This window comes from Aquiflexum gelatinilyticum, assembly GCF_024813435.1.
In the GTDB taxonomy this organism is placed as follows: Bacteria; Bacteroidota; Bacteroidia; order Cytophagales; family Cyclobacteriaceae; genus Cognataquiflexum; species Cognataquiflexum gelatinilyticum.
Genome location: NZ_JANAEZ010000003.1, coordinates 121,589 through 141,734, shown reverse-complemented (window position 1 = coordinate 141,734; position 20,146 = coordinate 121,589). Strand labels below are relative to the sequence as shown.

The 20,146-nt window shown below is 40.6% G+C and carries 20 protein-coding genes; 14 read left to right on the top strand and 6 right to left on the bottom strand.

Annotated features, from left to right (window positions below; genetic code table 11):
* The 12 genes from pdeM (at position 1) to NK987_RS08470 (ending at position 11,994) form a co-directional block, all read left to right on the top strand.
* Positions 1 to 675, top strand: a complete 675-nt coding sequence (pdeM, locus tag NK987_RS08525) for a ligase-associated DNA damage response endonuclease PdeM (RefSeq protein WP_259263505.1) — start codon at positions 1 to 3, stop codon at positions 673 to 675.
* 51 nt (positions 676 to 726) lie between these two features.
* On the top strand, positions 727 to 1,617 hold the full coding sequence (locus NK987_RS08520) for a cell division protein FtsX (RefSeq protein WP_259263504.1): 891 nt from the start codon (positions 727 to 729) through the stop codon (positions 1,615 to 1,617).
* 1 nt (position 1,618) lies between these two features.
* On the top strand, positions 1,619 to 1,828 hold the full coding sequence (locus tag NK987_RS08515; protein ID WP_259263503.1) for a DUF3098 domain-containing protein: 210 nt from the start codon (positions 1,619 to 1,621) through the stop codon (positions 1,826 to 1,828).
* Positions 1,829 to 1,831: 3 nt separating this feature from the next.
* Positions 1,832 to 2,626: an undecaprenyl-diphosphate phosphatase gene (locus NK987_RS08510; protein WP_259263502.1), complete on the top strand. Its 795-nt coding sequence runs from the start codon at positions 1,832 to 1,834 to the stop codon at positions 2,624 to 2,626.
* Position 2,627: 1 nt separating this feature from the next.
* A complete protein-coding gene (gene truB, locus NK987_RS08505; protein WP_259263501.1) occupies positions 2,628 to 3,311 on the top strand; it encodes a tRNA pseudouridine(55) synthase TruB in 684 nt (227 codons plus the stop codon).
* Positions 3,298 to 4,230, top strand: a complete 933-nt coding sequence (locus NK987_RS08500) for a bifunctional riboflavin kinase/FAD synthetase (RefSeq protein ID WP_259263500.1) — start codon at positions 3,298 to 3,300, stop codon at positions 4,228 to 4,230. The genes truB and NK987_RS08500 overlap by 14 nt, the downstream gene beginning before the upstream one ends.
* A gap of 19 nt (positions 4,231 to 4,249) precedes the next feature.
* The gene (locus tag NK987_RS08495; RefSeq protein ID WP_259263499.1) at positions 4,250 to 4,948 is read left to right on the top strand and encodes a CoA transferase subunit A; all 699 of its coding nucleotides are present in this window, start codon (positions 4,250 to 4,252) and stop codon (positions 4,946 to 4,948) included.
* 154 nt (positions 4,949 to 5,102) lie between these two features.
* Positions 5,103 to 5,762, top strand: coding sequence for a 3-oxoacid CoA-transferase subunit B (locus NK987_RS08490; RefSeq protein WP_259263498.1), 660 nt, complete (start codon positions 5,103 to 5,105; stop codon positions 5,760 to 5,762).
* A gap of 108 nt (positions 5,763 to 5,870) precedes the next feature.
* Entirely contained in the window at positions 5,871 to 6,215 is a 345-nt protein-coding gene (gene gldC, locus NK987_RS08485) for a gliding motility protein GldC (RefSeq protein WP_258422587.1), read from the top strand.
* A 279-nt stretch (positions 6,216 to 6,494) separates the two neighbouring features.
* Positions 6,495 to 9,458 carry a TonB-dependent receptor gene (locus NK987_RS08480; RefSeq protein ID WP_259263497.1) on the top strand — a complete coding sequence of 988 codons (2,964 nt, stop codon included), beginning with the start codon at positions 6,495 to 6,497 and terminating at the stop codon, positions 9,456 to 9,458.
* A 167-nt stretch (positions 9,459 to 9,625) separates the two neighbouring features.
* A complete protein-coding gene (locus NK987_RS08475; protein ID WP_259263496.1) occupies positions 9,626 to 11,377 on the top strand; it encodes a SulP family inorganic anion transporter in 1,752 nt (583 codons plus the stop codon).
* On the top strand, positions 11,377 to 11,994 hold the full coding sequence (locus tag NK987_RS08470) for a carbonic anhydrase (protein ID WP_259263495.1): 618 nt from the start codon (positions 11,377 to 11,379) through the stop codon (positions 11,992 to 11,994). The genes NK987_RS08475 and NK987_RS08470 overlap by 1 nt, the downstream gene beginning before the upstream one ends.
* Before the next feature lie 63 nt (positions 11,995 to 12,057).
* Here the strand turns inward: NK987_RS08470 and NK987_RS08465 are convergent, their stop codons facing one another.
* Both NK987_RS08465 and NK987_RS08460 read right to left on the bottom strand, forming a co-directional pair.
* Entirely contained in the window at positions 12,058 to 12,711 is a 654-nt protein-coding gene (locus tag NK987_RS08465) for a Crp/Fnr family transcriptional regulator (RefSeq protein WP_258422583.1), read from the bottom strand.
* Between the two features lie 114 nt (positions 12,712 to 12,825).
* A complete protein-coding gene (locus tag NK987_RS08460) occupies positions 12,826 to 13,590 on the bottom strand; it encodes an SDR family NAD(P)-dependent oxidoreductase (RefSeq protein WP_259263494.1) in 765 nt (254 codons plus the stop codon).
* Between the two features lie 146 nt (positions 13,591 to 13,736).
* On the opposite strand from NK987_RS08460, the gene NK987_RS08455 reads away from it, so the two are divergent.
* The gene (locus NK987_RS08455; RefSeq protein WP_259263493.1) at positions 13,737 to 14,561 is read left to right on the top strand and encodes a universal stress protein; all 825 of its coding nucleotides are present in this window, start codon (positions 13,737 to 13,739) and stop codon (positions 14,559 to 14,561) included.
* 64 nt (positions 14,562 to 14,625) lie between these two features.
* On the opposite strand, the gene NK987_RS08450 is transcribed toward NK987_RS08455, so the two are convergent.
* Positions 14,626 to 16,278 (bottom strand): Na/Pi cotransporter family protein, encoded by a 1,653-nt coding sequence (locus tag NK987_RS08450; RefSeq protein WP_259263492.1) that lies wholly within the window; start codon positions 16,276 to 16,278, stop codon positions 14,626 to 14,628.
* A gap of 52 nt (positions 16,279 to 16,330) precedes the next feature.
* Positions 16,331 to 16,888: a PepSY-associated TM helix domain-containing protein gene (locus NK987_RS08445; protein ID WP_258422579.1), complete on the bottom strand. Its 558-nt coding sequence runs from the start codon at positions 16,886 to 16,888 to the stop codon at positions 16,331 to 16,333.
* Between the two features lie 331 nt (positions 16,889 to 17,219).
* Here NK987_RS08445 and NK987_RS08440 point away from each other — a divergent pair, with 331 nt between their 5' ends.
* On the top strand, positions 17,220 to 18,272 hold the full coding sequence (locus NK987_RS08440; protein WP_259263491.1) for an acyloxyacyl hydrolase: 1,053 nt from the start codon (positions 17,220 to 17,222) through the stop codon (positions 18,270 to 18,272).
* 47 nt (positions 18,273 to 18,319) lie between these two features.
* On the opposite strand, the gene NK987_RS08435 is transcribed toward NK987_RS08440, so the two are convergent.
* The gene (locus tag NK987_RS08435) at positions 18,320 to 19,168 is read right to left on the bottom strand and encodes a hydroxymethylglutaryl-CoA lyase (RefSeq protein WP_258422577.1); all 849 of its coding nucleotides are present in this window, start codon (positions 19,166 to 19,168) and stop codon (positions 18,320 to 18,322) included.
* Between the two features lie 22 nt (positions 19,169 to 19,190).
* Entirely contained in the window at positions 19,191 to 20,144 is a 954-nt protein-coding gene (gene metF / locus NK987_RS08430) for a methylenetetrahydrofolate reductase [NAD(P)H] (protein WP_258422576.1), read from the bottom strand.
* Positions 20,145 to 20,146: the final 2 nt, after the last annotated feature.

Sequence of the window (20,146 nt, the reverse complement as noted above, 5' to 3'; positions counted from 1 at the left end):
ATGGAACTAAATCCAAAAGGTATTCAAATCATCCATTTCAATCAAAATAACTTGCAGCTTTTACCCGAAAAAGCTGTTTTCCTTCCCCAATTCGAATCATTGCTCATTGCTGACCCACATTTTGGCAAAGCTGCACATTTCAGAAAGGCCGGAATCCCGGTAACCGAAAAAGTACACATCCATGATTTTGTCAAAATCCAAAAACTGATTGAAAGACACGAGCCTACCGACATCTACTTTTTAGGAGACCTCTTTCACAGTGATTGGAATGAGTCTTGGAATGATCTTGAATTATTTGCAGGAAATTTCCCGGGTTGCCAGTTTCATTTGATCAAAGGCAACCACGACATACTTCCTGAGAGACTTTATCGTTCGGAAATATGGAAAGTCCACCCCGAATCTCTGATTTTGGGAGATTTTATCCTTACCCATGAACCAATGTATGAAGTTCCTGAAGGATTGTTCAATTTCTGTGGACATATCCATCCGGGGATTTCTCTCTATGGAACCGGTAGGCAGAGATTGACGCTTCCCTGCTTTTTCCTTTCGGGAAGGCAATTGATTCTTCCAGCATTTGGGAGGTTTACCGGATTGTATGGGATGAAATGTGAAAAAAGCGATCAGGCCTTTGCCGTGACGGACAAAAAAGTAATTCCTGTCAATTTCATGGAATAGGTTGGTTTAATTGGCCAAGCTGTTTAATTTTGAACCCATTAGAAAAAAAAGATGAGTACATATCCAAGGAAAAAAGCAAAACTGGGAAAATTCAAATTTGCATCAGTTCTTTTCAGCACTACCCTATCCTTGTTTATTTTGGGACTTTTTGGGGTGATTATTATTCAGGCCAAGACTTTGACCAAAATCATCCGGGAGAATATCGAAATCCAGGTTTTTTTGAACAAAAATGTCACTGAATCTGAGTTGAAGGCTATTGGCAAATCTTTTGAATCTAAGCCTTATGTATTACAATCAGGTGATTCGCTTGCCATTACATTTATCTCACAGGATGAGGCGGCAAAATCTTTCCTTGAGGATACAGGCGAAGATTTTACACAGTTTTTGGATGACAATCCACTGAGGGACAGCTATACAATCGCCATTGCGGAAGAATACCAAACCGCTGAGCAAATTGAAGAGATAGTCAAAGAAATCGAAGCAATGAACGGGGTTTTTGAAGTGACATACATGGAAGACCTGGTGGAATCAATAAACAAAAACCTCTTCAAAGTGGCCCTTGTTATGGGAGGGTTTATAATGATTTTGGTTTTTACTGTTGTGATGCTGATCAACAATACCATCAGGTTGGCACTATTTTCTCAGAGATTTTTGATCAGAAGTATGCAATTGGTTGGCGCTACGAGAGGATTTATCCGAAAACCTTTTTTGGGAAGGGCTTTTGTATTTGGAGTGTTATCAGGAATTATGGCTTCTGCCATCTTGCTTGGGATCATCGAATATACCAAGGCCAATATTGACGGATTTGCGTTGTTACAGGATTACAACTTGCTTTATGCCTTATTTGGGGGCTTGATCATAATAGGTATTTTACTTTCGGTTTTAAGTACTTTGCAGGCGGTAAACAAATATTTAAACATGTCTTTAGACGAACTTTATTAATATGGACCAATCACCTTTTCCTTTTTCAAAGAAAAATTACCGATTGATGCTGATAGGAATCGGGATCATCATTTTGGGTTTTGTCATCATGGGTCTGGATTCTGAGCCACATGGCTTTGGTTTTCTTGGCCTGACATTGGGTCCGATAGTCACTTTGGCCGGGTTCATTTTTCAATTTTATGCGATTTTTGCCCATTCTGATAAGAAATAATTTATGGAAATAATTGATGCGATCATTCTTGGAATCGTCCAAGGTCTGACCGAATTCTTGCCTGTATCCTCCAGTGGCCATCTTGAATTGGGATCGGTCATTCTCGGCAGTGACAAATTACCCGAAGAAAGTTTGTTATTTACCGTGGTCCTTCATTTTGCAACAGCCTTGGCCACATTGGTGGTTTTCAGAAAGGACATTGTAGTCCTTTTGGAGGGGTTATTGAAATTCAAATGGAACGAGGAAACCCAGTTTACCGTCAAAATCATCATTTCGATGATTCCTGCGGTGATTGTCGGCTTGTTCTTTGAAGAGCAACTTGAGCAGTTTTTTGGAGGAAAAGTAGTTTTTGTGGGTTTTATGCTCCTTGTCACTGCCTTCTTGTTGTTTTTGGCAGACAAAGCAAAAAGCACAGAGAATGATGTAACATTCGGAAAAGCAGTTTTAGTGGGCCTTGCCCAAATGGTGGCCATGCTTCCGGGAATCTCTCGGTCAGGGGCTACGATTTCGAGTTCGGTACTTTTGGGAATCGATAAAAATAAAGCAGCAAGATTTTCATTCCTGATGGTAGTTCCATTGATTTTTGGGAAAATTGCCAAGGACATCATGGATGGTGCATTGACTTACAATGAAGCTAGTTTTGGCTATTTGTCAGCCGGATTTGTTGCGGCTTTTATTGCTGGTTTTTTTGCCTGTACTTGGATGATTTCTTTGGTCAGGAAAAGCAAACTGGTATATTTTTCAGTTTATTGTGCTATTGTTGGCCTGATTGCCATCTTCTCAGGCTTATATTTGTAACATGCAGGAAGAACCTTACGGTGAAGTTTTTCTGATTGACAAACCTTATCAATGGACTTCCTTTGATGTGGTCAAGAAAGTCAGAAATGCTTTGAAAATAAAAAAGGTAGGACATGCCGGTACTTTGGATCCATTGGCGACAGGATTGCTGATTGTCTGTGCCGGAAAGAAAACCAAATCCATAGATTCCTACATGGCGCAGGAAAAAGAGTATACAGGCACCTTTATTTTGGGCAAAACCACAGAAAGTTTTGACCTGGAAAAAGAAGTAACTGATGTCTCAGATCCCTCTGACATTACTTTTGACCTAGTCAAATTAGCCGTAGCCCAATTGACAGGTGATATCCTCCAAATTCCCCCTATGCACTCAGCCATCAAAGTCGACGGAAAAAGAGTATATGAATCTGCGAGAAAAGGCATTGAAGTGAAAATGGAAGCCAGGCCGGTAACAGTTTCTGAATTTGAAATTACATCATTTGAAAACCCTGAAGTCCATTTCAGAATAGTGTGCTCCAAAGGCACCTATATCCGTAGCCTCGCTAGAGATCTTGGGGAAATTTTGGGAGTGGGGGCATATATGTCCGCCTTGAGAAGAACAAGAATTGGTGATTTCAGTTTGAATGAAGCATCTCAATTGACTGACCTCATCGAAAAAATAAAAGCCAGACAGGATGAAAATCTATGAAGGTATAGAAGACTTCAGCCGAGTTCCCAATCCGGTAGTGACGATTGGGACTTTTGACGGAGTCCACCTAGGCCATCAAAAAATTCTCAAAAGAATAAGGGCCATCGCTGACCAAATCGGTGGTGAAACGGTTATGATTACTTTTTGGCCACATCCCAGACTGATTCTTTATCCGGAAGAGCATAACCTCAGGCTACTTACAACATTCGAAGAAAAGGCAAAACTGCTGCGGGAATTTGGTATTGACCATTTGTTGACGATCCCTTTTACCAAGGATTTTTCAGAATTGACTTCGGAAGAATTTATCCAAAACATCCTGATTGATAAGATCCAAACACGTAAATTGGTAATTGGCTACGACCATCGTTTTGGTAGAAACAGGGAAGGGAGTTTTGAGTACCTGAAGGAAAACATCGGTCGATACCATTTTGAATTAGAGGAAATTTCCCGTGAAGACGTAGATGATGTGGGAGTTTCAAGTACCAAAATCCGACAGGCATTGGCAGTGGGAGAAGTGGATGTCGCCAATGAATTTCTTGGCAGACCTTATGAACTCAATGGCATCATCATCAAAGGTCAACAACTTGGCCGTTCTATTGGATTTCCGACAGCCAATATCCATATTCCCCATGATTACAAACTTATTCCTTGTGACGGAGCCTATGCGGTGAGTATTGACATTGAAGGAGAAACTTTCTACGGCATGCTCAACATCGGCAACCGACCTACCATAAACGGAAGTAGCCAGACGATTGAAGCGCACTTGTTTGATTTCAATGGAGATTTATACGATAGAAGAGTGTGTGTCCATTTGAAATCTTACCTGAGACCTGAGATCAAATTTTCAGGTTTGGAGTCTCTCCAGGAGCAATTGTCCAAAGACAAGGAATTGGCAAGACAGATTTTGACCAAAGTATAAACCCAAAATAAATTTTTGTATGATCACAAAAACCGTTACGAATGCTGCAGAAGCCGTGAAGGACGTTTTCTCCGATTCGGTGCTGATGTTTGGAGGCTTTGGCCTCTGTGGAATTCCCGAAAACTGTATCCAAGCTTTGCTACAAAAAGACCTGACAGGTCTCACCTGTATTTCAAACAATGCCGGGGTAGATGATTTTGGAATCGGACTGATGCTCAAAAAGCGCATGGTCAAAAAGATGATTTCAAGCTATGTCGGTGAAAATGCCGAATTTGAGAGGCAACTGTTGAGTGGAGAATTAGAAGTTGACCTGATTCCTCAAGGAACCCTTGCTGAAAGAATCCGGGCAGGCGGCGCAGGAATTCCTGCGTTTTTTACACCTGCCGGAGTCGGAACAGAAGTCGCAGAAGGAAAGGAAATCAGGGAATTTGATGGAAAAATGTACCTGATGGAAAAAGGCCTGATAGCAGATTTTGCATTTGTCAAAGCATGGAAAGGAGATACTGCCGGGAATCTGATTTTCAAAGGAACTGCCAGAAACTTTAACCCCATGATGGCAACAGCCGGCAAAATCACAATCGCCGAAGTAGAAGAATTGGTTCCTGCCGGCCAACTCGATCCAAACCATATACACACCCCGGGTATTTATGTCCAAAGGATCTTCCAAGGTGAAGATTATGAAAAGAGAATCGAGCAAAGGACGGTGAGTAAAGGGTAGAAGTTTGAGACGAGAGACGAGAAGCGAGAATCGAGAGAAAAGAGTTGCAGTAGAATTTCCACTTAAGATCGGACAATGAAAACCTGAGAACTTGGCAACGCGAAGCAGACAACTATTACAACAACTCCAACCATTACAACAAATTAAAACTCCCATGCTAGACAAAACCCAAATAGCTAAAAGAATAGCCCGAGAGGTCAAAAATGGACAATACATCAACCTTGGAATCGGTATTCCAACTTTGGTTGCCAATTATATTCCTGATAATCTCGAAGTGGTACTTCAGTCTGAAAACGGATTGTTGGGAATCGGCCCTTTTCCTACCGAAGACAAAATAGATCCGGACCTGATAAACGCCGGCAAGCAAACCATTACGGTGGTAAAAGGTTCTGCTTTGTTTAATTCCGCAGATTCATTTGCCATGATCCGTGGTGGACACGTCCATTTGACTATCCTTGGGGCGATGGAAGTTTCTGAAAACGGAGACATTGCCAACTGGAAAATCCCCGGAAAAATGGTCAAAGGAATGGGTGGGGCGATGGACTTGGTAGCTTCTGCCGAAAACATTATCGTGGCCATGCAGCATTGCAGCAAAGACGGACAGTCCAAATTACTAAAAGAATGTAGCCTTCCGATCACAGGAATCAAATGTGTAAAAAAAATCGTGACTGATCTTGCGGTTTTGGATGTGCTTCCAGGGAGAGGGTTCAAATTGCTAGAAAGAGCGCCTGGAGTAACTGTGAAAGAAATTATCAGTAAAACTGATGGCAAACTATTGGTCGAGGGGGAAATCCCCGAAATGGTTTTTGATTGAAAGACAAAATTTCATTTTCAACATATTATAGAAGAGACAAAATATTATTGAGTATTCAGGAACTTGCAAAGTCCTTTCCTAGTTTTGCATTGAAATTATCAAACCACGATGAAAAATTCAGAAATAAAATTCTCTATAAATCTTGACGATAAAAACCTTCCAAAATCCATTCAATGGGATGCTTCTGACAAGGAAGAAGAAGGATTTGAAACCACCAAAAGCATCAGCTTGAATGTTTGGGACAACCTAAATCAAAGTACCTTAAGAATTGACCTTTGGACTGAGGATATGTCTGTAGTAGAAATGAAAAGATTCTATATAGATATTTTGGGAGGAATGGGACAAACAATACTAAACAGTACAGGAGATGAATATATTTCCGAGGAAATCAAAACCCTTTGCGACAGGTTAGTCACCCATGTCAACGAAGAAAACAAAAAAACTTTGAAATAATCCAAACCCTGCATCACGGCAGGGTTTTTTTATTTTTTTTATCTGATTAGAAACATTAAAATTCAGCAAATCCTGATAAAAAATTAATAAACACTAAACTTTATTATTTTTTTGGCAATTTTCAGCGTCGAGAAACTCAATTGCCCATATTTATTGCAAAAAAATTGAATCTTAATTAAAATTTTTTTCGGCTAATTATATTGATAATTGGTAATTTAATCTAAATTTCAAACAAAAAATCTGCCCTCAAAATTATCAAATAACAAACCCAAAATACATATGCAAAAATTTACTAAAAACAGGTGGCAAGTTGTACTAATGCTGCTCATGATGGTTGCCTTCATTACTCCTGAGGTATTCGCGCAAACGACTACTATTTCTGGAAAAGTACTAGAGGAAGGTACAAAAGAAACCCTAGTTGGCGTCAACATTGTGGTCAAAGGAAAAGTGGTCGGCACGATCTCAGATTTAGATGGAAATTTCACCCTTCGGGTAAATCAAGCTCCTCCCCTTACTTTGATTTTTTCGATGGTAGGCTTTTCCAGCAAGGAAGTTGAAATCACGCAAGACAATGTATCAAACTTGGAGGTAAGCCTTGCTGAGGCTTCTATCCTAGGGCAGGAAATTGTTGTTTCAGCCTCCCGTGTAGAAGAAAGTGTTCTTCAATCTCCGGTCACCGTGGAAAGAATGGATATCATTTCTATCAGAGAGGCTCCTCAAGCAAGTTTCTATGATGGTTTGAACAACCTCAAAGGTGTAGAAATGAGTACCCAATCACTCACTTTCAAATCTTTCAATACAAGAGGTTTCAATGCAAACGGAAACGTGCGTACTGTTCAGATGATTGACGGTATGGACAACCAAGCTCCTGGATTAAACTTCTCTGTGGGTAACATTGCAGGTATCTCTGAATTGGATCTAGAAAGTCTTGAATTGCTTCCGGGAGCAGCTTCAGCCCTATATGGACCAAATGCCATTAATGGAATCTTGTTGCTCAACAGCAAAAATCCATTCCAGTACCAAGGACTATCGGTGCAGATGAAAGGCGGCTTGATGAGCGAAGGTTCCCGAACCAATCCATCCACAGGGTTTTATGACTTCTCCGCAAGATATGCCACCGCACTTAGCGACAAAGTAGCTATCAAAGTAAATGTCAGCTATCTGTCAGCTGATGATTGGCAAGCCAATGACTTCAGAGACCAATCTCTTTTGAATGGTTCGACTATTGAAAATGGCAGCAGAACAAACAACCCAGGATTTAACGGTGTCAACATCTACGGAGATGAAACCAACGTTAGCATGCAAAGTGTAGGTCAGTCTTTAGTGAATGCAGGATTGCTTCCAACAGCTGCTCTTGGTTTGATTCCGCAAAACACATTTGTATCCAGAACAGGTTATCTTGAAAGAGATGTGGCTGATTATAATACAAGGTCTCTGAAATTGAATGCAGCATTGCATTGGAGAATCTCAGATAAAGTAGAAGCTATCTTCCAAGGAAACCAAGGTATGGGTACTACGGTCTATACCGGTGCAGATAGGTATTCTATTGCCAATTTTAAATTAGGTCAATACAAAGCTGAATTGAGAGGCTCAAACTGGTTTGTAAGAGCATATACTACTCAGGAAAGATCAGGTGATGCTTATGCAGTAGGTATTGCAGCCCAAGGTATAAACGAAGCCTGGAAGCCAAGCACAACATGGTTTGGTCAATATGTGGGAACTTATGTAGGTGCAATATCACAGGGAGCTTCTCCTGACGCAGCACACGCAGCCGCAAGAGGTGCCGCTGATACAGGAAGATACCTTCCGGGCACACCCGAATTCAACCAAGCTTTGGCAGATGTGACTTCCAGGCCAATTCCTGGCGATCAAAATGGTGTGGGTGCAAAATTTGTCGACAAAACAAACCTTTACCACTATGAAGGCTCTTACAGTTTTAAAGACATCAAATTTGCTGACTTCATCGTGGGAGCCAATTTCAGGACTTACCAGCTGAATTCTGAGAAAACGCTTTTTGCCACAGATGATGATGGCAATGAATTTACCATCCAAGAATATGGCGGATACGCTCAGGGGTCAAAAAGAATGATCAATGACAAATTGAAATTGACAGCTTCTATCCGTTATGATAAAAACGAGAACTTTGAAGGTCAGTGGTCACCAAGGGTTTCTGCAGTTTATACCGCAGGACAACACAACTTCAGGGCTTCCTATCAGACAGGCTTCAGGTTACCTACTACACAAGATCAGTTCATTGATTTGGTAACTCCCCAGGCAAGATTGATTGGCGGTCTTCCTTTGTTCAGAGAAAGATATAATTTCAACACAAACCCTGTATACTCTTTAGCCACTGTAACTCAATTTGGTGGAGCTGTACAACAGTGGGCAGGAACTCCTGCTAACCAAGCAGCTGTAATGGCTGAGGTTTTAGCTCAATTCCCTCCAGGAACACCTCCTAACGACCCTGCAGTTTTAGCTGCTTTCTCTCAGTTACTTCCATTCCGTGCAGCGATGGCAAACCAGGACAAGAAAACAGAATACCAAGCAACAACCTTTAAACCTGAAATCGTGAAATCTTATGAGTTTGGCTACAAGTCTTTGGTGGCTAACAACAAGCTCTTGATTGACGGATACTATTATTATAACAGATTTGAAAACTTCATTGGAGGTCAGGTATTGGTTCAGGACAGAAATCCAAGTGCCACCAATCCAGCGTCTTTCTCAGGTCTGAATCTTTTGAGCGCCAATACCAGAAATGTGTATTCTATGCCTGTCAACAGAGAGGAAATCATCAAGTCTTATGGCTGGGCTTTGGGATTGGATTACCAGTTGCCTAAAGGCTATACCATCGGTGGTAACGTCTCCTTCAACAAACTGGACAACATAGATGATTTGGATGGCTTCCAGCCTTCATTCAACACGCCGGAATACAGAACTGTATTCAACTTCGCAAATAGAGAAGTGATCAAAAACCTCGGTTTTGGTATCTCTTGGAGATGGCAGGATGAATTTGTATGGCAGTCTTCTTTCGTATCGAACACCGTTTCTACTCAGGGATTGTCTGTGATGCCTGCTTTCAGCATCTTCGATGCACAGGTAAGCTACAAAGTGAAATCTATCAAATCCATCATCAAAGTTGGAGGTACAAACTTACTTAACAGTGGCTACCGTCAGGCTTGGGGTAACCCAACCGTTGGATCCATGTACTTTGTATCCATTACATTTGACGAATTCTTGAATTAATCAAATACTAAAATTAAGTTCAAAGAGCCATCCCCAAAGGATGGCTTTTTTTATTGCGTAACAATCATCACAAATTCCAAGTCCATTTTTTTGGAATTTTGGGGATGATTTCAGGGCTAAACATACAAGTCCTTGAATTTTGCTAACTTGAGAATAGAATTTCAGCTATGAAAAATAATTTCCTACAAAGTGTAAAAGGGTATATCCCTATCTTGGAATGGTTGCCAAACTACAAGAAATCCGACCTTCAGGGTGACCTCTCGGCAGGTCTAACGGTGGGCATCATGTTGATCCCACAGGGTATGGCTTATGCAATGCTTGCAGGATTGGAACCCATCCATGGACTTTATGCAGTGACTGTTCCTCTAATTTTATATGCCATATTTGGAACTTCAAGGCAATTGGCAGTAGGTCCGGTAGCGATGGTTTCCTTGCTTACGGCTGCCGGGATAGCTACGCTGAATGCATCATCTCCCGAACAATATTTACTTTATGCACTTTCTTTGGCCTTTTTGGTAGGTCTGATTCAGTTTGGTATGGGACTTTTCAAATTGGGGTTTGTAGTCAACTTCCTCTCCCACCCCGTCATCAGTGGTTTTACCTCTGCTGCGGCCATTATCATTGGATTGAGCCAAATCAAGCATTTGTTTAGAATCAACCTTCCCAATTCAGAGCACATCCAAGAAATGATTGTTGCCATATACCAGAATATCGGTGATATCCATTGGATAACCTTTGGAATTGGTGTAGTCGGCATTATCATCATCAAATACGGAAAGAAAATACATAAAAGCTTTCCGGCACCTTTGGTGGCCGTGATAGTAGGTATTGCATTGGTTTCGGGATTGGACCTGACAAGCCAAGGAGTCAAAATCGTGGGTGATGTCCCAAGTGGATTACCTTCATTTTCAACTCCTTCTTTTGATTTGAACACTTGGAGAACGTTGATTCCAATAGCCTTAACCATTTCTTTGGTAGGCTTTGCAGAAAGCTTTGCAGTGGCAAAAACGATCCAGGCAAAACATAAAAACTATAGATTGAATGCCAATCAGGAATTGACCGCATTGGGGATGGCTAATTTTGGGGCTGCCTTTTTTCAGGGATATCCTGTGACAGGGGGATTTTCCAGAACTGCCGTCAACAATGATGCAGGCGCCAAAACAACTCTTTCTTCCATCTTCAGTGCCATTTTGATCGTGCTTACCTTGTTGTTTTTCACAGGACTATTCTATAACCTTCCAAGTGCCATCCTTGCCGCTGTGGTCTTGGTGGCAGTTTCTGGACTGATTGATTTCAAGGAACCGGTGCATTTGTGGCACAAAGACAAGGCAGACTTCGCCATGTTGGTCGCCACATTTGTCATCACGCTGACCTTAGGGATCGAAACAGGAATTATCTCAGGTATGGTCTTGTCCTTGTTGGTAATCATCTACAGGGCTTCAAGGCCTCACATTGCCCAACTTGGAAGAGTACCTGGAACTAATACTTTTAGAAACATCAGCAGATTCAAAAATCTCGAAGTAAGGGATGATTTATTGATGGTGAGGATTGATGGTCCGATATATTTTGCCAATGTGGAATTTATCAAAGACAAATTGGACCTCTGGATTTCTGAAAAAGGAAAGAAAGTGAAAATGCTCGTTTTCAACATGGAAAGTGTGACCAACATTGACAGCACGGGTGCCCATGAACTCAATGAGTGGATCAATACCTGGCGAAAATCCGGCATGGACATTTCTATGACAAGCATCAAAGGGCCTGTTAGGGATGTATTGAACAGATGGGCTTTGCTGGAAAGCGTAGGTTCGGACCATATCTTCTTGGACGACAATACAGCACTATCTGCTTTTGACCATGCCATCACGGAGGAAACATTGGAAAAATATTCATCCTACGCCACCCAAACCAATTCAAAGTAATGTGCGCGACCGATATCAACCACTACCTAGAAAATAACCAAAATTGGGTCAAAACTGTATTGTCCCAAAACGAAGAATATTTTGATGTCTTGAAAGAAGGTCAGCATCCTAAAGCACTTCTATTGGGATGTTCGGATAGCCGCGTTTCGCCTTCAATGGTTTTGGGTTCAGAACTTGGTGAACTTTTTATCCACCGGAATATCGCCAATGTTGTGTCACATACTGACCTCAATTTCCTTTCTGTAATGCAGTTTGCCGTAGAAAATCTCGGGGTTAGGGATATCATTGTCTATGGCCATTATGGATGCGGTGGAGTCAAAGCCGCCTATGAAAACAATTCAAACGGATTGATTGACAATTGGCTGGCAAACATCAAAGATGTAATCAGACACCATAAATCAGAATTGAACAGCATCGAAGACCAAAATACCAGACTTAACAGACTTGTTGAATTGAACGTCTTGGAACAAATAGAAAACATCAAACAGACTTCAATTTACAGACAGGCGATTGATTCAGGAAATAAGTTAAAGCTTTATGCATGGGTGTTTGATTTCAATACTGGAATGGTACATGACCTGAAGAAGAAATATAACATCAAACCAAGCATCGTCTAAAAAAATAACCCACGAAAAACAAAAGCGCTTTCGGGGGTTATTTTTTCTATTTTATTGATGATTTTAGCTGATCAATTCTTCGAAATCATCCCTGACATAGATGATGTTTCTACCGAGTTCTATCCATTTTTTCTTCTCCAACTGCTTCAGTAATCTTGATATCACCTCCCTGGAGGTTCCTAATTCATTTGCAATTTCCTGATGGGTGGTATGCAATTCATTGGATTTGTGTTGTTTCATTTTGGTAAGGATATACCGCATTAGGCGTTCATCCATTCTTTTGAATGCCACTGCATCCAATGCAACCAACATTTCATGAAATCTTGACTGATACGTCATAGCCACAAAATCTTTCCATTGTTTAAAATGGTCAGACCACTCCTCATGTTTTTCTACAGGCACAGCCAATATCACTGTGCGTTCCTCAGTGACTGCCTTGATCTCGCTTGGCCGTGAAGAGGTACAGCAAGTCAAAGAAAGTGCACAGGTTTCGCCGGGTTCTAAATAATAAAGAAAAAGTTCCTTCCCGTCTTCATCCATCCTCATGATTTTGATAGAACCTTCCAAGACAATCGGAACCATTTTCACAAATTGTCCCGGTTCAGTAATTACTTTTCCGGGTTGAAACACCAACTCTTTACCATTTTCCAAAAGTGCTTTCAAAAGCGCAGGGTCAGTTATGTTGGGTAATTTTTGTTTTAAATCTTCTAATTCCATAGTCAAAGTTTGGTCAAAAATATCCTTGTCACAGGAGCAATTTAGTGACAACTATCACAAAAAAAAAGGCTGAAAATCCTTCCAGCCTTTTTTAACCTTTTTAACCCTATGAAATTAAATGACGAATCCACCATCTACGATATGCATGGATCCGGTAATATACTTGCTTTTATCTGAGGCAAGGAAGGTAACCATGGAAGCGATGTCTTCATTGGTTGCATATCTTCCCAAAGGAATTTGACTTTCAAAGCCTTTTTTGACTTGGCTACCAGCTCCCGGAGCAAATCCTTCCTCCAAAGACCTCATCATTCTGTTGTCAACAGGTCCTGGATGGACAGAATTGACTCTGATGTTATGAGGAGCGCCTTCCAAAGCGGCCACCCTCATGCTACCGATCACAGCATGCTTGCTGGTGGTATATGCCATCATCTGGGCAGTTCCTGTAAGTCCCGCAACGGATGAAGTGATGATAATTGAGCCACCTGATTTTTGCATATGTGGAAAAGCATATTTCAAACCAAGCCAAACACCTTTGACATTGATATCAAGAACTTTATCAAAAATATCTTCAGGATAATCTGTCAATGGTTTTACTATCCCTTCATACCCTGCATTCAAAAAAACCACGTCCAGTTTACCAAACAGTTCCACGGCTTTGTCGGTATAAGCTTTTACATCATTAGACTTACTGATATCAGCGACATAAGTTTGTACTCCGGAATGGTTTAACTCTATTTTTGCTTCCTCCAATGCTTTTGGATTTATGTCTACCAAGAGCACATCCGTGCCTCCTTCATCAAGAAACATCCGTGCAGTGGCCTTTCCGATACCCCCTGCTCCTCCGGTAATTATGATGGATTTATTGTGTAATGGTTTCATGGTCTTTTGACATTGATTTATCAAATCTATCTCATAAACAAATACTTAAACAGGAAAACAATCAGATATTCACATGATTTTGATCATAGAATTTTTTCGATTAATTCCGGACCTTTAGGAAATTAGCAACCAAAAATCCGATAACCATGAAAAGAATAATCGTCCCCATCGACTTTTCCTCCTATTCAGATTTTGCTTTATTGAGTGCTTTGAAAATCGCACAAAAAGCCAATAGCAGCATTACCTGCGTGAATGTTGTCAGTTCATTGTTAGACTGGAATAGCTTATCAAATGAACAAAAAGCAAAGAACATCGAAATACTGGATCTGGAAGCAGAAGCAAAAGATAAATTGAAAGCGTTTGTTTTGGAACATAAACTGCATGCTGTACCTGTCGAAACTGTAGTGGAAATAGGAGTACCCCAGCATGTCATATTGGAAGTGGCCCAAAAACACAAAGCTGACCTAATTGTAATAGGCGCTTATGGTGCAGGTTATCAGGAAGGAAAGTTTATAGGATCAACAATCCAACATGTTCTCCGAAATGCAGATTGTCCTGTAATGGCGGTCAAAAAAATACTTAGCGGAAATGACTTAAGGAAAATGGTTTTTGCTTCCATGTTCAATGAAGATTCAAGGCCTGCCTTTACTAAAATGAAAGCAGTATTGAAAGATTTTCATACCTCTGTCCATTTCTTGTTTGTCAATACACCTTCCCATTTTGTCAATTCAGATATCGCAGAATCAAGGATGGATGCTTACGCCAAGGGATTTGAAGATTTGGTGATCCATAAACATGTCTATTGCCATACAGAACCCGAAAATGGGATAGTTGAATTTGCAAAGACCAGAAAAATAGGTTTTATAGGTATTGCCTCAGGAAATAGAAAAGGCATGTCAACATACCAAGTCGGGGTAACTGACACCGTGCTATACAAATCTGATATTGCAGTCCTGAGTATCAAAATTTAATAGCAAAGTCTGTTTTAAAAAAAAAGACCTTTGAGAAAATTTCTCAAAGGTCTTTTGCTTTTTTTTAAGGCATCACATCGATAACTTCCTTCTTTTGGTGTTTCCAATGAATCACAGCACTTCCCAAATTGTCCATACTGGAAATTACCTGTTTGAGGACATTTGTAAGGGTAGATATAGGAAATTCAAGGTTGTTTGATTTCATGTCTTCATATAATTCGGAAATCCATATTTTATATTGCTTCGCATTTTCATTGATCCATGAAGGTTCCTTTTCCGGTACTGTCTCCAAATTTTTATAATCATCCATTTTCCCAAGAAAAGACATGATATAGGACTTGATCTTGCCATGTAGTTCCACTACAAGACGATCTTCTTCATCTTCCATATCTCTGATGTTGTGCATGACATCCTTGATGTCTTTAGCGGCAAAAACCATAGTCCGGAGAGACAACATCAAGGAAGTCAGCTTTTGTGCTTCTTTTTCACTCAAAAACTCTTCCTGAAGAAGAATATGGTATTTGGTAATCTCGTCTTCTAGGCTTTTTATCCTGTTATATTCATTGAGCAAATCTATAGGCTGATACAAAATCTTCCTCCAAATCGAAATGTTCTCATCATTTGTTTCACCGTTATTCAATAAATTGACAATGAAGTTTGTGGTAGCCTCATAGGCCAATAGAATTTCTTTTTCCAAAGCTTCCAATGCCACTGAGGGAAGTTTGGTACTTACGTTTTTGATGTATTTAGAAATGCCCTGTGGTTCATCTTTTTTAAACAGCTTTTTAAGAAATCTCTCCAATGGAGCAATAAAAGGATAGAACAACAGGATTCCGATTGCATTGAGTAAAGTATTGAATAACACCAATTCCATCAAAGGGTCTTCAACTGAAAATACGGTCATTGAAAATTGAAGCACCCAATCCAATAAAAGAAAAATCAAAATCCCCGTAACCACATTGAACAAAAAATGGGCAAATGCAAGACGTTTTTTGTCTGCTGTTCCTCCTAAGGATCCGATTCCAAGGGTCACTGTTGTACCGATATTGGCCCCGATGACCATCGCAGCGCCTTCTGTCAATCCGATCAAACCTGCATTCATTGTACTCAAGACAATAACAATGGCAGCCGAACTTGATTGGATCACGGCTGTAATAATCAATCCGACAATCAGGAAAAGCCAAGTTCCATGGCCTTGGAGACTTTCCAGATCCATACCGCCGGCAACTTCTTCTATGGATGTTTTCATAAAATCAAGTCCTAAAAACAGCAAACCGAAACCAATGGAAATTGCTCCCAAGTTTTTAAGAAAAGGCCTGTCTTTCAAAAATAAAAAAAGGAAACTACCAAATCCGAGAAATGGAAGTGAAAAAGCTTCCACACTTAACTTGAATCCCAAAGTAGCTACAATCCAAGCTGTGGCGGTAGTCCCGAGATTTGCTCCCAAGACAACACCAAGGGCATTTTTGAGATTTAACACACCTGCGCCCAAAAATGCCAATACCATTAGTGTGACAAGTGAACTGCTCTGCAGAATAGCAGTCACCAAAGTCCCGGTCAAAATACCCTTCCAGGCAGATCCGGTAAACCTATGCATCAAATGCTTGAGAGAATTACCGCCGATTTCCTTGATCGCATTTTCAAGTTGAAAAATCCCCCATAGGAAAATCCCTATCCCTGCAAAAAATTTCCAAAAGTCAAAGTCAACATGATCCATAACCTTTCAACCTAAACCAAATATAGAAAGCAATGGTGACAATTAGAATGATTTAGGAGGCCTTCCGGTTTTTTAATTTCTTTATCAACCTAGGCAAATACCATAAAAAAAAACCCGTAAAACAAAGCAAAAGCAAGACAACTGAAGTCAAGGTACTGTAGGTGATTTTGGAAATTTCGGAATCGGAAACCATCAAAAAATCTAAAATGCTTCCGTCATGGATTTTTTCAACAAGATCAGAGTTTCTTTGGCTTACTGAAAGTATCTCTCCCGAGTAGCCATCTACCTGAATTTCGGTAAAATGCCTTTTAAAGACAATCTTTGCAATTCCCTTTTCAGGTCTGACATCTATCCTGTCGATCAAATCACTTTTTTTAAGACTGTCCCTAACAAATGTTTGCCCGATCTCCATCATTCTCTCCAAGGGAATCCAATTCGAAGGATTCTCGACTTTCGTAGTTTGGGTTTTGGGGATGAGACCCAATTCTTTTTTCCAAGCCAAAAGAATAGCCGTAATGCCAATGACCACAAGGAAAAACACAAAGACTATACTAATCCATTTGTGTATTCGCCTGTAGATACGGGTTTGATGGGCTTTTTTAGAAATCATAAGAAATAATCAATAACGATCGGCGAAAATAATTAAAATCGAGGCAGATGTATTTTATTTTTTTCAGGCGGTTTCTTGAAGGAAAGGCGAAACACAGTTTCCTGAAAATTATTGGAATTTGAATACCAGCGAGACCTCAAAATTCTGCGATTATTCTTCCGATATTGTTTATTTCAAAACATTAAGAGGACTCATTTTGGAGAAAATTCACCTTGAAAATCCTTTTGGTTAATATTTAATCAGAAAAGTTTATCAGTGAAAAGAATAAAAAAACATATTTAAGGCCTATACCTCTTTGTTTCATTTTCGTAGAAATCAAAAAAAGAAAATATTGAAAAAGGCAGTCTTTATTTTTCTTATTCTCAGTTTTTTGCCTGTAAATGCAGAAGCGCAGGTCAACTCTCACAAGATCGGGCTGGAAAGTCAATATGGATGGATAATTGCCCATAATCCTGAACTCCAGGATCTGGCTTCCAGCCGACCCATTTCCCTGAACATATCTTCCCAATGGATGAGAACAACCCGCAAAAACTGGGAAGCCTGCAATTGTTTCCATTATTTGGGGCTAAACCTATTGGTCGTAGATTTTCAAAATCCCAAAGAGTTGGGGCAGGCATGGAACCTTTCAGGGAGTTTTGAACCATACCTTTTCAGAACTGACAGGTGGTCGGCCAGTCTTTCTACAGGAATGGGGGTAAGCTACCTTACCCGGATTTATGACCCTTTCGAAAATCCAAGGAATACCTTCTTTAGTGCTCCGATCAGTTTTTTACTTTTTATTGCGCCAAAACTTTCCTTTGAACTTAGCCATCAATGGGAATTGCAAGCCTCATTTTCATACAACCACATTTCCAATGGGGGACAAAGTCAGCCCAATCGGGGGATGAACTATCCAATGCTGGGATTGGGAGTTGTTCATTACACCCGAAAAGCCGATTTACCAAGCTATGAAAAAAGCCCTCTCCCGAACAATTGGTCTATTTATGCAGACTTAGGATTCAACACACGAGACTCGGACAATGGAAACCGTCAACCAAACTTTACCCTTGCCGGAGGTACTTACCGTAAATTTACCGGAATAATTGGCTTGGGAGGAGGAATTGAGATTGCTAAGGACTTTTCACTGCCAATCCAGGAAAGTCGAATAGAGGCTGTGATTCCAGGAATCTTTTTGGAGAATCATTTCCTATTTGGAAAATTTGATTTCAGTCAGCGTATGGTCAAGTACATGTCCAAACCAATGGGGTATCAAGAGGATAGGGCGTTTTACCAGCGGTATACATTGAATTACATGACGGGAAAAAATATCCGAATTGGAGCCGGACTTAAGGCCCATGGGCATGTCGCTGAGTTTATGGATTTTAGAATAGGTTGGGTTTTTTAAAAAACTTTTACTTTTGAATACAAGAAAAAGGCCTATAATCTCCCAATTCAATGAAACACTACCTTGGCAAGTTTCATCGCTTCCGCAAATTCCATCCTTTTGAGGTCCAGTTCAAACCCTTCCTGTTCCAAAATCCGGATCAAGGATTCTGTGGCCACATTACCTACAAGGTCATCATTGGCCATGGGACATCCTCCAAATCCCAATACCGCACTGTCAAACCGTAAACATCCTGCTTTCAATGCCGCTGTAATTTTGGATGAAAGCTGTTCGGGATGGGTATGTAAATGCAATCCAAACTCAATTTTAGGATAGGAATGAGAACTGATCTCATACAGTTCTGAGATCAGTGTCGAATCCGCAGTACCGACGGTATCGGCAAAAGAGATGATTTTGATACCCATTTGATCCAAATTTCTGACAAATTCTGCTACCAGATCAGGGGAGTATGCATCGCCATAAGGATTTCCGAACCCCATACTAAGATAGGTGACCAAGGTTTTGCCTTTGGTCTCACAGAGGTTTTGGATTTCTTCTACCTCCTCCAAAGCTTCAGCAATAGACTTGTTGGTATTGCGCTGTTGGAAAGTCTCTGAAAGGGAAAGGGGAAAACCCAGGTAATCGATTTCTTCAAAATGGGAAGCGTCTTCCGCTCCCCTGACATTTGCAACGATGGCAAGAAGCTTGGATTTGGTTCCAAAAAGGTCAAGCTGCTCCAAAACATCAGCTGTATCCCTCATTTGAGGAATGGCTTTGGGGCTGACAAAGCTTCCAAAGTCAATGGTATCAAACCCCACTTGTAGCAGTTGGTTGATATAAGCAGCTTTAATAGAAGTATCTATGAACTCCGCCCGGCCCTGCATGGCATCACGGGGACATTCTACCAATTTGATCATGCCACGAATGTAGCAAAATCCCTCAAAAGACCTCTTTTGCTATTTTATAAGTGGCGTCAGCTTTACTCATGGTGTAATAATGCAATACATCTACCCCATTGGCGACCAACTCCTTACTTTGCTGAATGGCCCATGCAATTCCCACTTCTTTGACATCAGCATTGGTTTTGCATTTTTCGAGTTCATCCATCAAAGCATCCGGCATATCCAGGAAAAAAGTCCTCGGGAGCATGCTGATCTGACCAAGCGTTGTGATTGGTTTCAATCCTGGAATAATTGGCACCTTTATACCCAAAGCCCGGACGTTTTTCACAAAATCAAAATATTTTTGGTTGTCAAAAAACATTTGGGTAACGATATATTCGGCACCGGCATCTATTTTTTCCTTCAGATGCTTCAAGTCAAATTTCATATTGGGAGCCTCAAAGTGCTTTTCAGGATACCCTCCTACCCCTACACAAAAATCAGTATGGAAACCGGTTTCTGTTTCCTCATGCAAATACCTGCCGTGGTTCATTCCTACGATCTGCTTCACCAAATCCTTTGTAAATTCATGTCCATTGGGCTCAGGCCTGAATGTTCCCTCATTTTTTGGGGCATCACCCCTCAGAGCCAACACATTCTGAACACCAATAAAATTGAGGTCAATGAGTGCATTTTCTGTCTCTTCTTTGGTAAACCCTCCACAAAGCAAATGGGGCACGGCATCTACTTTGAATCTATTCATCAAAGCTGCACAAATCCCCACTGTACCAGGACGCTTTTTGGTACTTACTTTTTCCAAAAGCCCGTTGGGATGCTTTTTATAAATAAATTCTTCCCTATGGTAGGTCACATCCACAAAAGGTGGCTTGAATTCCATCAATGGCTCTATCCCAATGCAAAGTTCATTCAAACTCTGTCCCTTCAAAGGGGGTAATATTTCAAAAGAAAACAGGGTTTTTTTCGCCTGTTCTATATGTTCAGTGATTTTCATGT

What these genes read in the sequence shown, in the direction of transcription:
- NK987_RS08445 (WP_258422579.1), bottom strand. Translation starts at nt 16,888, where the DNA reads ATGATTTCTAAAAAAGCCCATCAAACCCGTATCTACAGGCGAATACAC.
- pdeM (WP_259263505.1), top strand. Translation starts at nt 1, where the DNA reads ATGGAACTAAATCCAAAAGGTATTCAAATCATCCATTTCAATCAAAAT.
- metF (WP_258422576.1), bottom strand. Translation starts at nt 20,144, where the DNA reads ATGAAAATCACTGAACATATAGAACAGGCGAAAAAAACCCTGTTTTCT.
- NK987_RS08455 (WP_259263493.1), top strand. Translation starts at nt 13,737, where the DNA reads ATGAAAAGAATAATCGTCCCCATCGACTTTTCCTCCTATTCAGATTTT.
- NK987_RS08520 (WP_259263504.1), top strand. Translation starts at nt 727, where the DNA reads ATGAGTACATATCCAAGGAAAAAAGCAAAACTGGGAAAATTCAAATTT.
- truB (WP_259263501.1), top strand. Translation starts at nt 2,628, where the DNA reads ATGCAGGAAGAACCTTACGGTGAAGTTTTTCTGATTGACAAACCTTAT.
- NK987_RS08515 (WP_259263503.1), top strand. Translation starts at nt 1,619, where the DNA reads ATGGACCAATCACCTTTTCCTTTTTCAAAGAAAAATTACCGATTGATG.
- NK987_RS08435 (WP_258422577.1), bottom strand. Translation starts at nt 19,168, where the DNA reads ATGATCAAATTGGTAGAATGTCCCCGTGATGCCATGCAGGGCCGGGCG.
- NK987_RS08475 (WP_259263496.1), top strand. Translation starts at nt 9,626, where the DNA reads ATGAAAAATAATTTCCTACAAAGTGTAAAAGGGTATATCCCTATCTTG.
- NK987_RS08510 (WP_259263502.1), top strand. Translation starts at nt 1,832, where the DNA reads ATGGAAATAATTGATGCGATCATTCTTGGAATCGTCCAAGGTCTGACC.
- NK987_RS08470 (WP_259263495.1), top strand. Translation starts at nt 11,377, where the DNA reads ATGTGCGCGACCGATATCAACCACTACCTAGAAAATAACCAAAATTGG.
- NK987_RS08465 (WP_258422583.1), bottom strand. Translation starts at nt 12,711, where the DNA reads ATGGAATTAGAAGATTTAAAACAAAAATTACCCAACATAACTGACCCT.
- gldC (WP_258422587.1), top strand. Translation starts at nt 5,871, where the DNA reads ATGAAAAATTCAGAAATAAAATTCTCTATAAATCTTGACGATAAAAAC.
- NK987_RS08495 (WP_259263499.1), top strand. Translation starts at nt 4,250, where the DNA reads ATGATCACAAAAACCGTTACGAATGCTGCAGAAGCCGTGAAGGACGTT.
- NK987_RS08490 (WP_259263498.1), top strand. Translation starts at nt 5,103, where the DNA reads ATGCTAGACAAAACCCAAATAGCTAAAAGAATAGCCCGAGAGGTCAAA.
- NK987_RS08460 (WP_259263494.1), bottom strand. Translation starts at nt 13,590, where the DNA reads ATGAAACCATTACACAATAAATCCATCATAATTACCGGAGGAGCAGGG.
- NK987_RS08500 (WP_259263500.1), top strand. Translation starts at nt 3,298, where the DNA reads ATGAAAATCTATGAAGGTATAGAAGACTTCAGCCGAGTTCCCAATCCG.
- NK987_RS08480 (WP_259263497.1), top strand. Translation starts at nt 6,495, where the DNA reads ATGCAAAAATTTACTAAAAACAGGTGGCAAGTTGTACTAATGCTGCTC.
- NK987_RS08450 (WP_259263492.1), bottom strand. Translation starts at nt 16,278, where the DNA reads ATGGATCATGTTGACTTTGACTTTTGGAAATTTTTTGCAGGGATAGGG.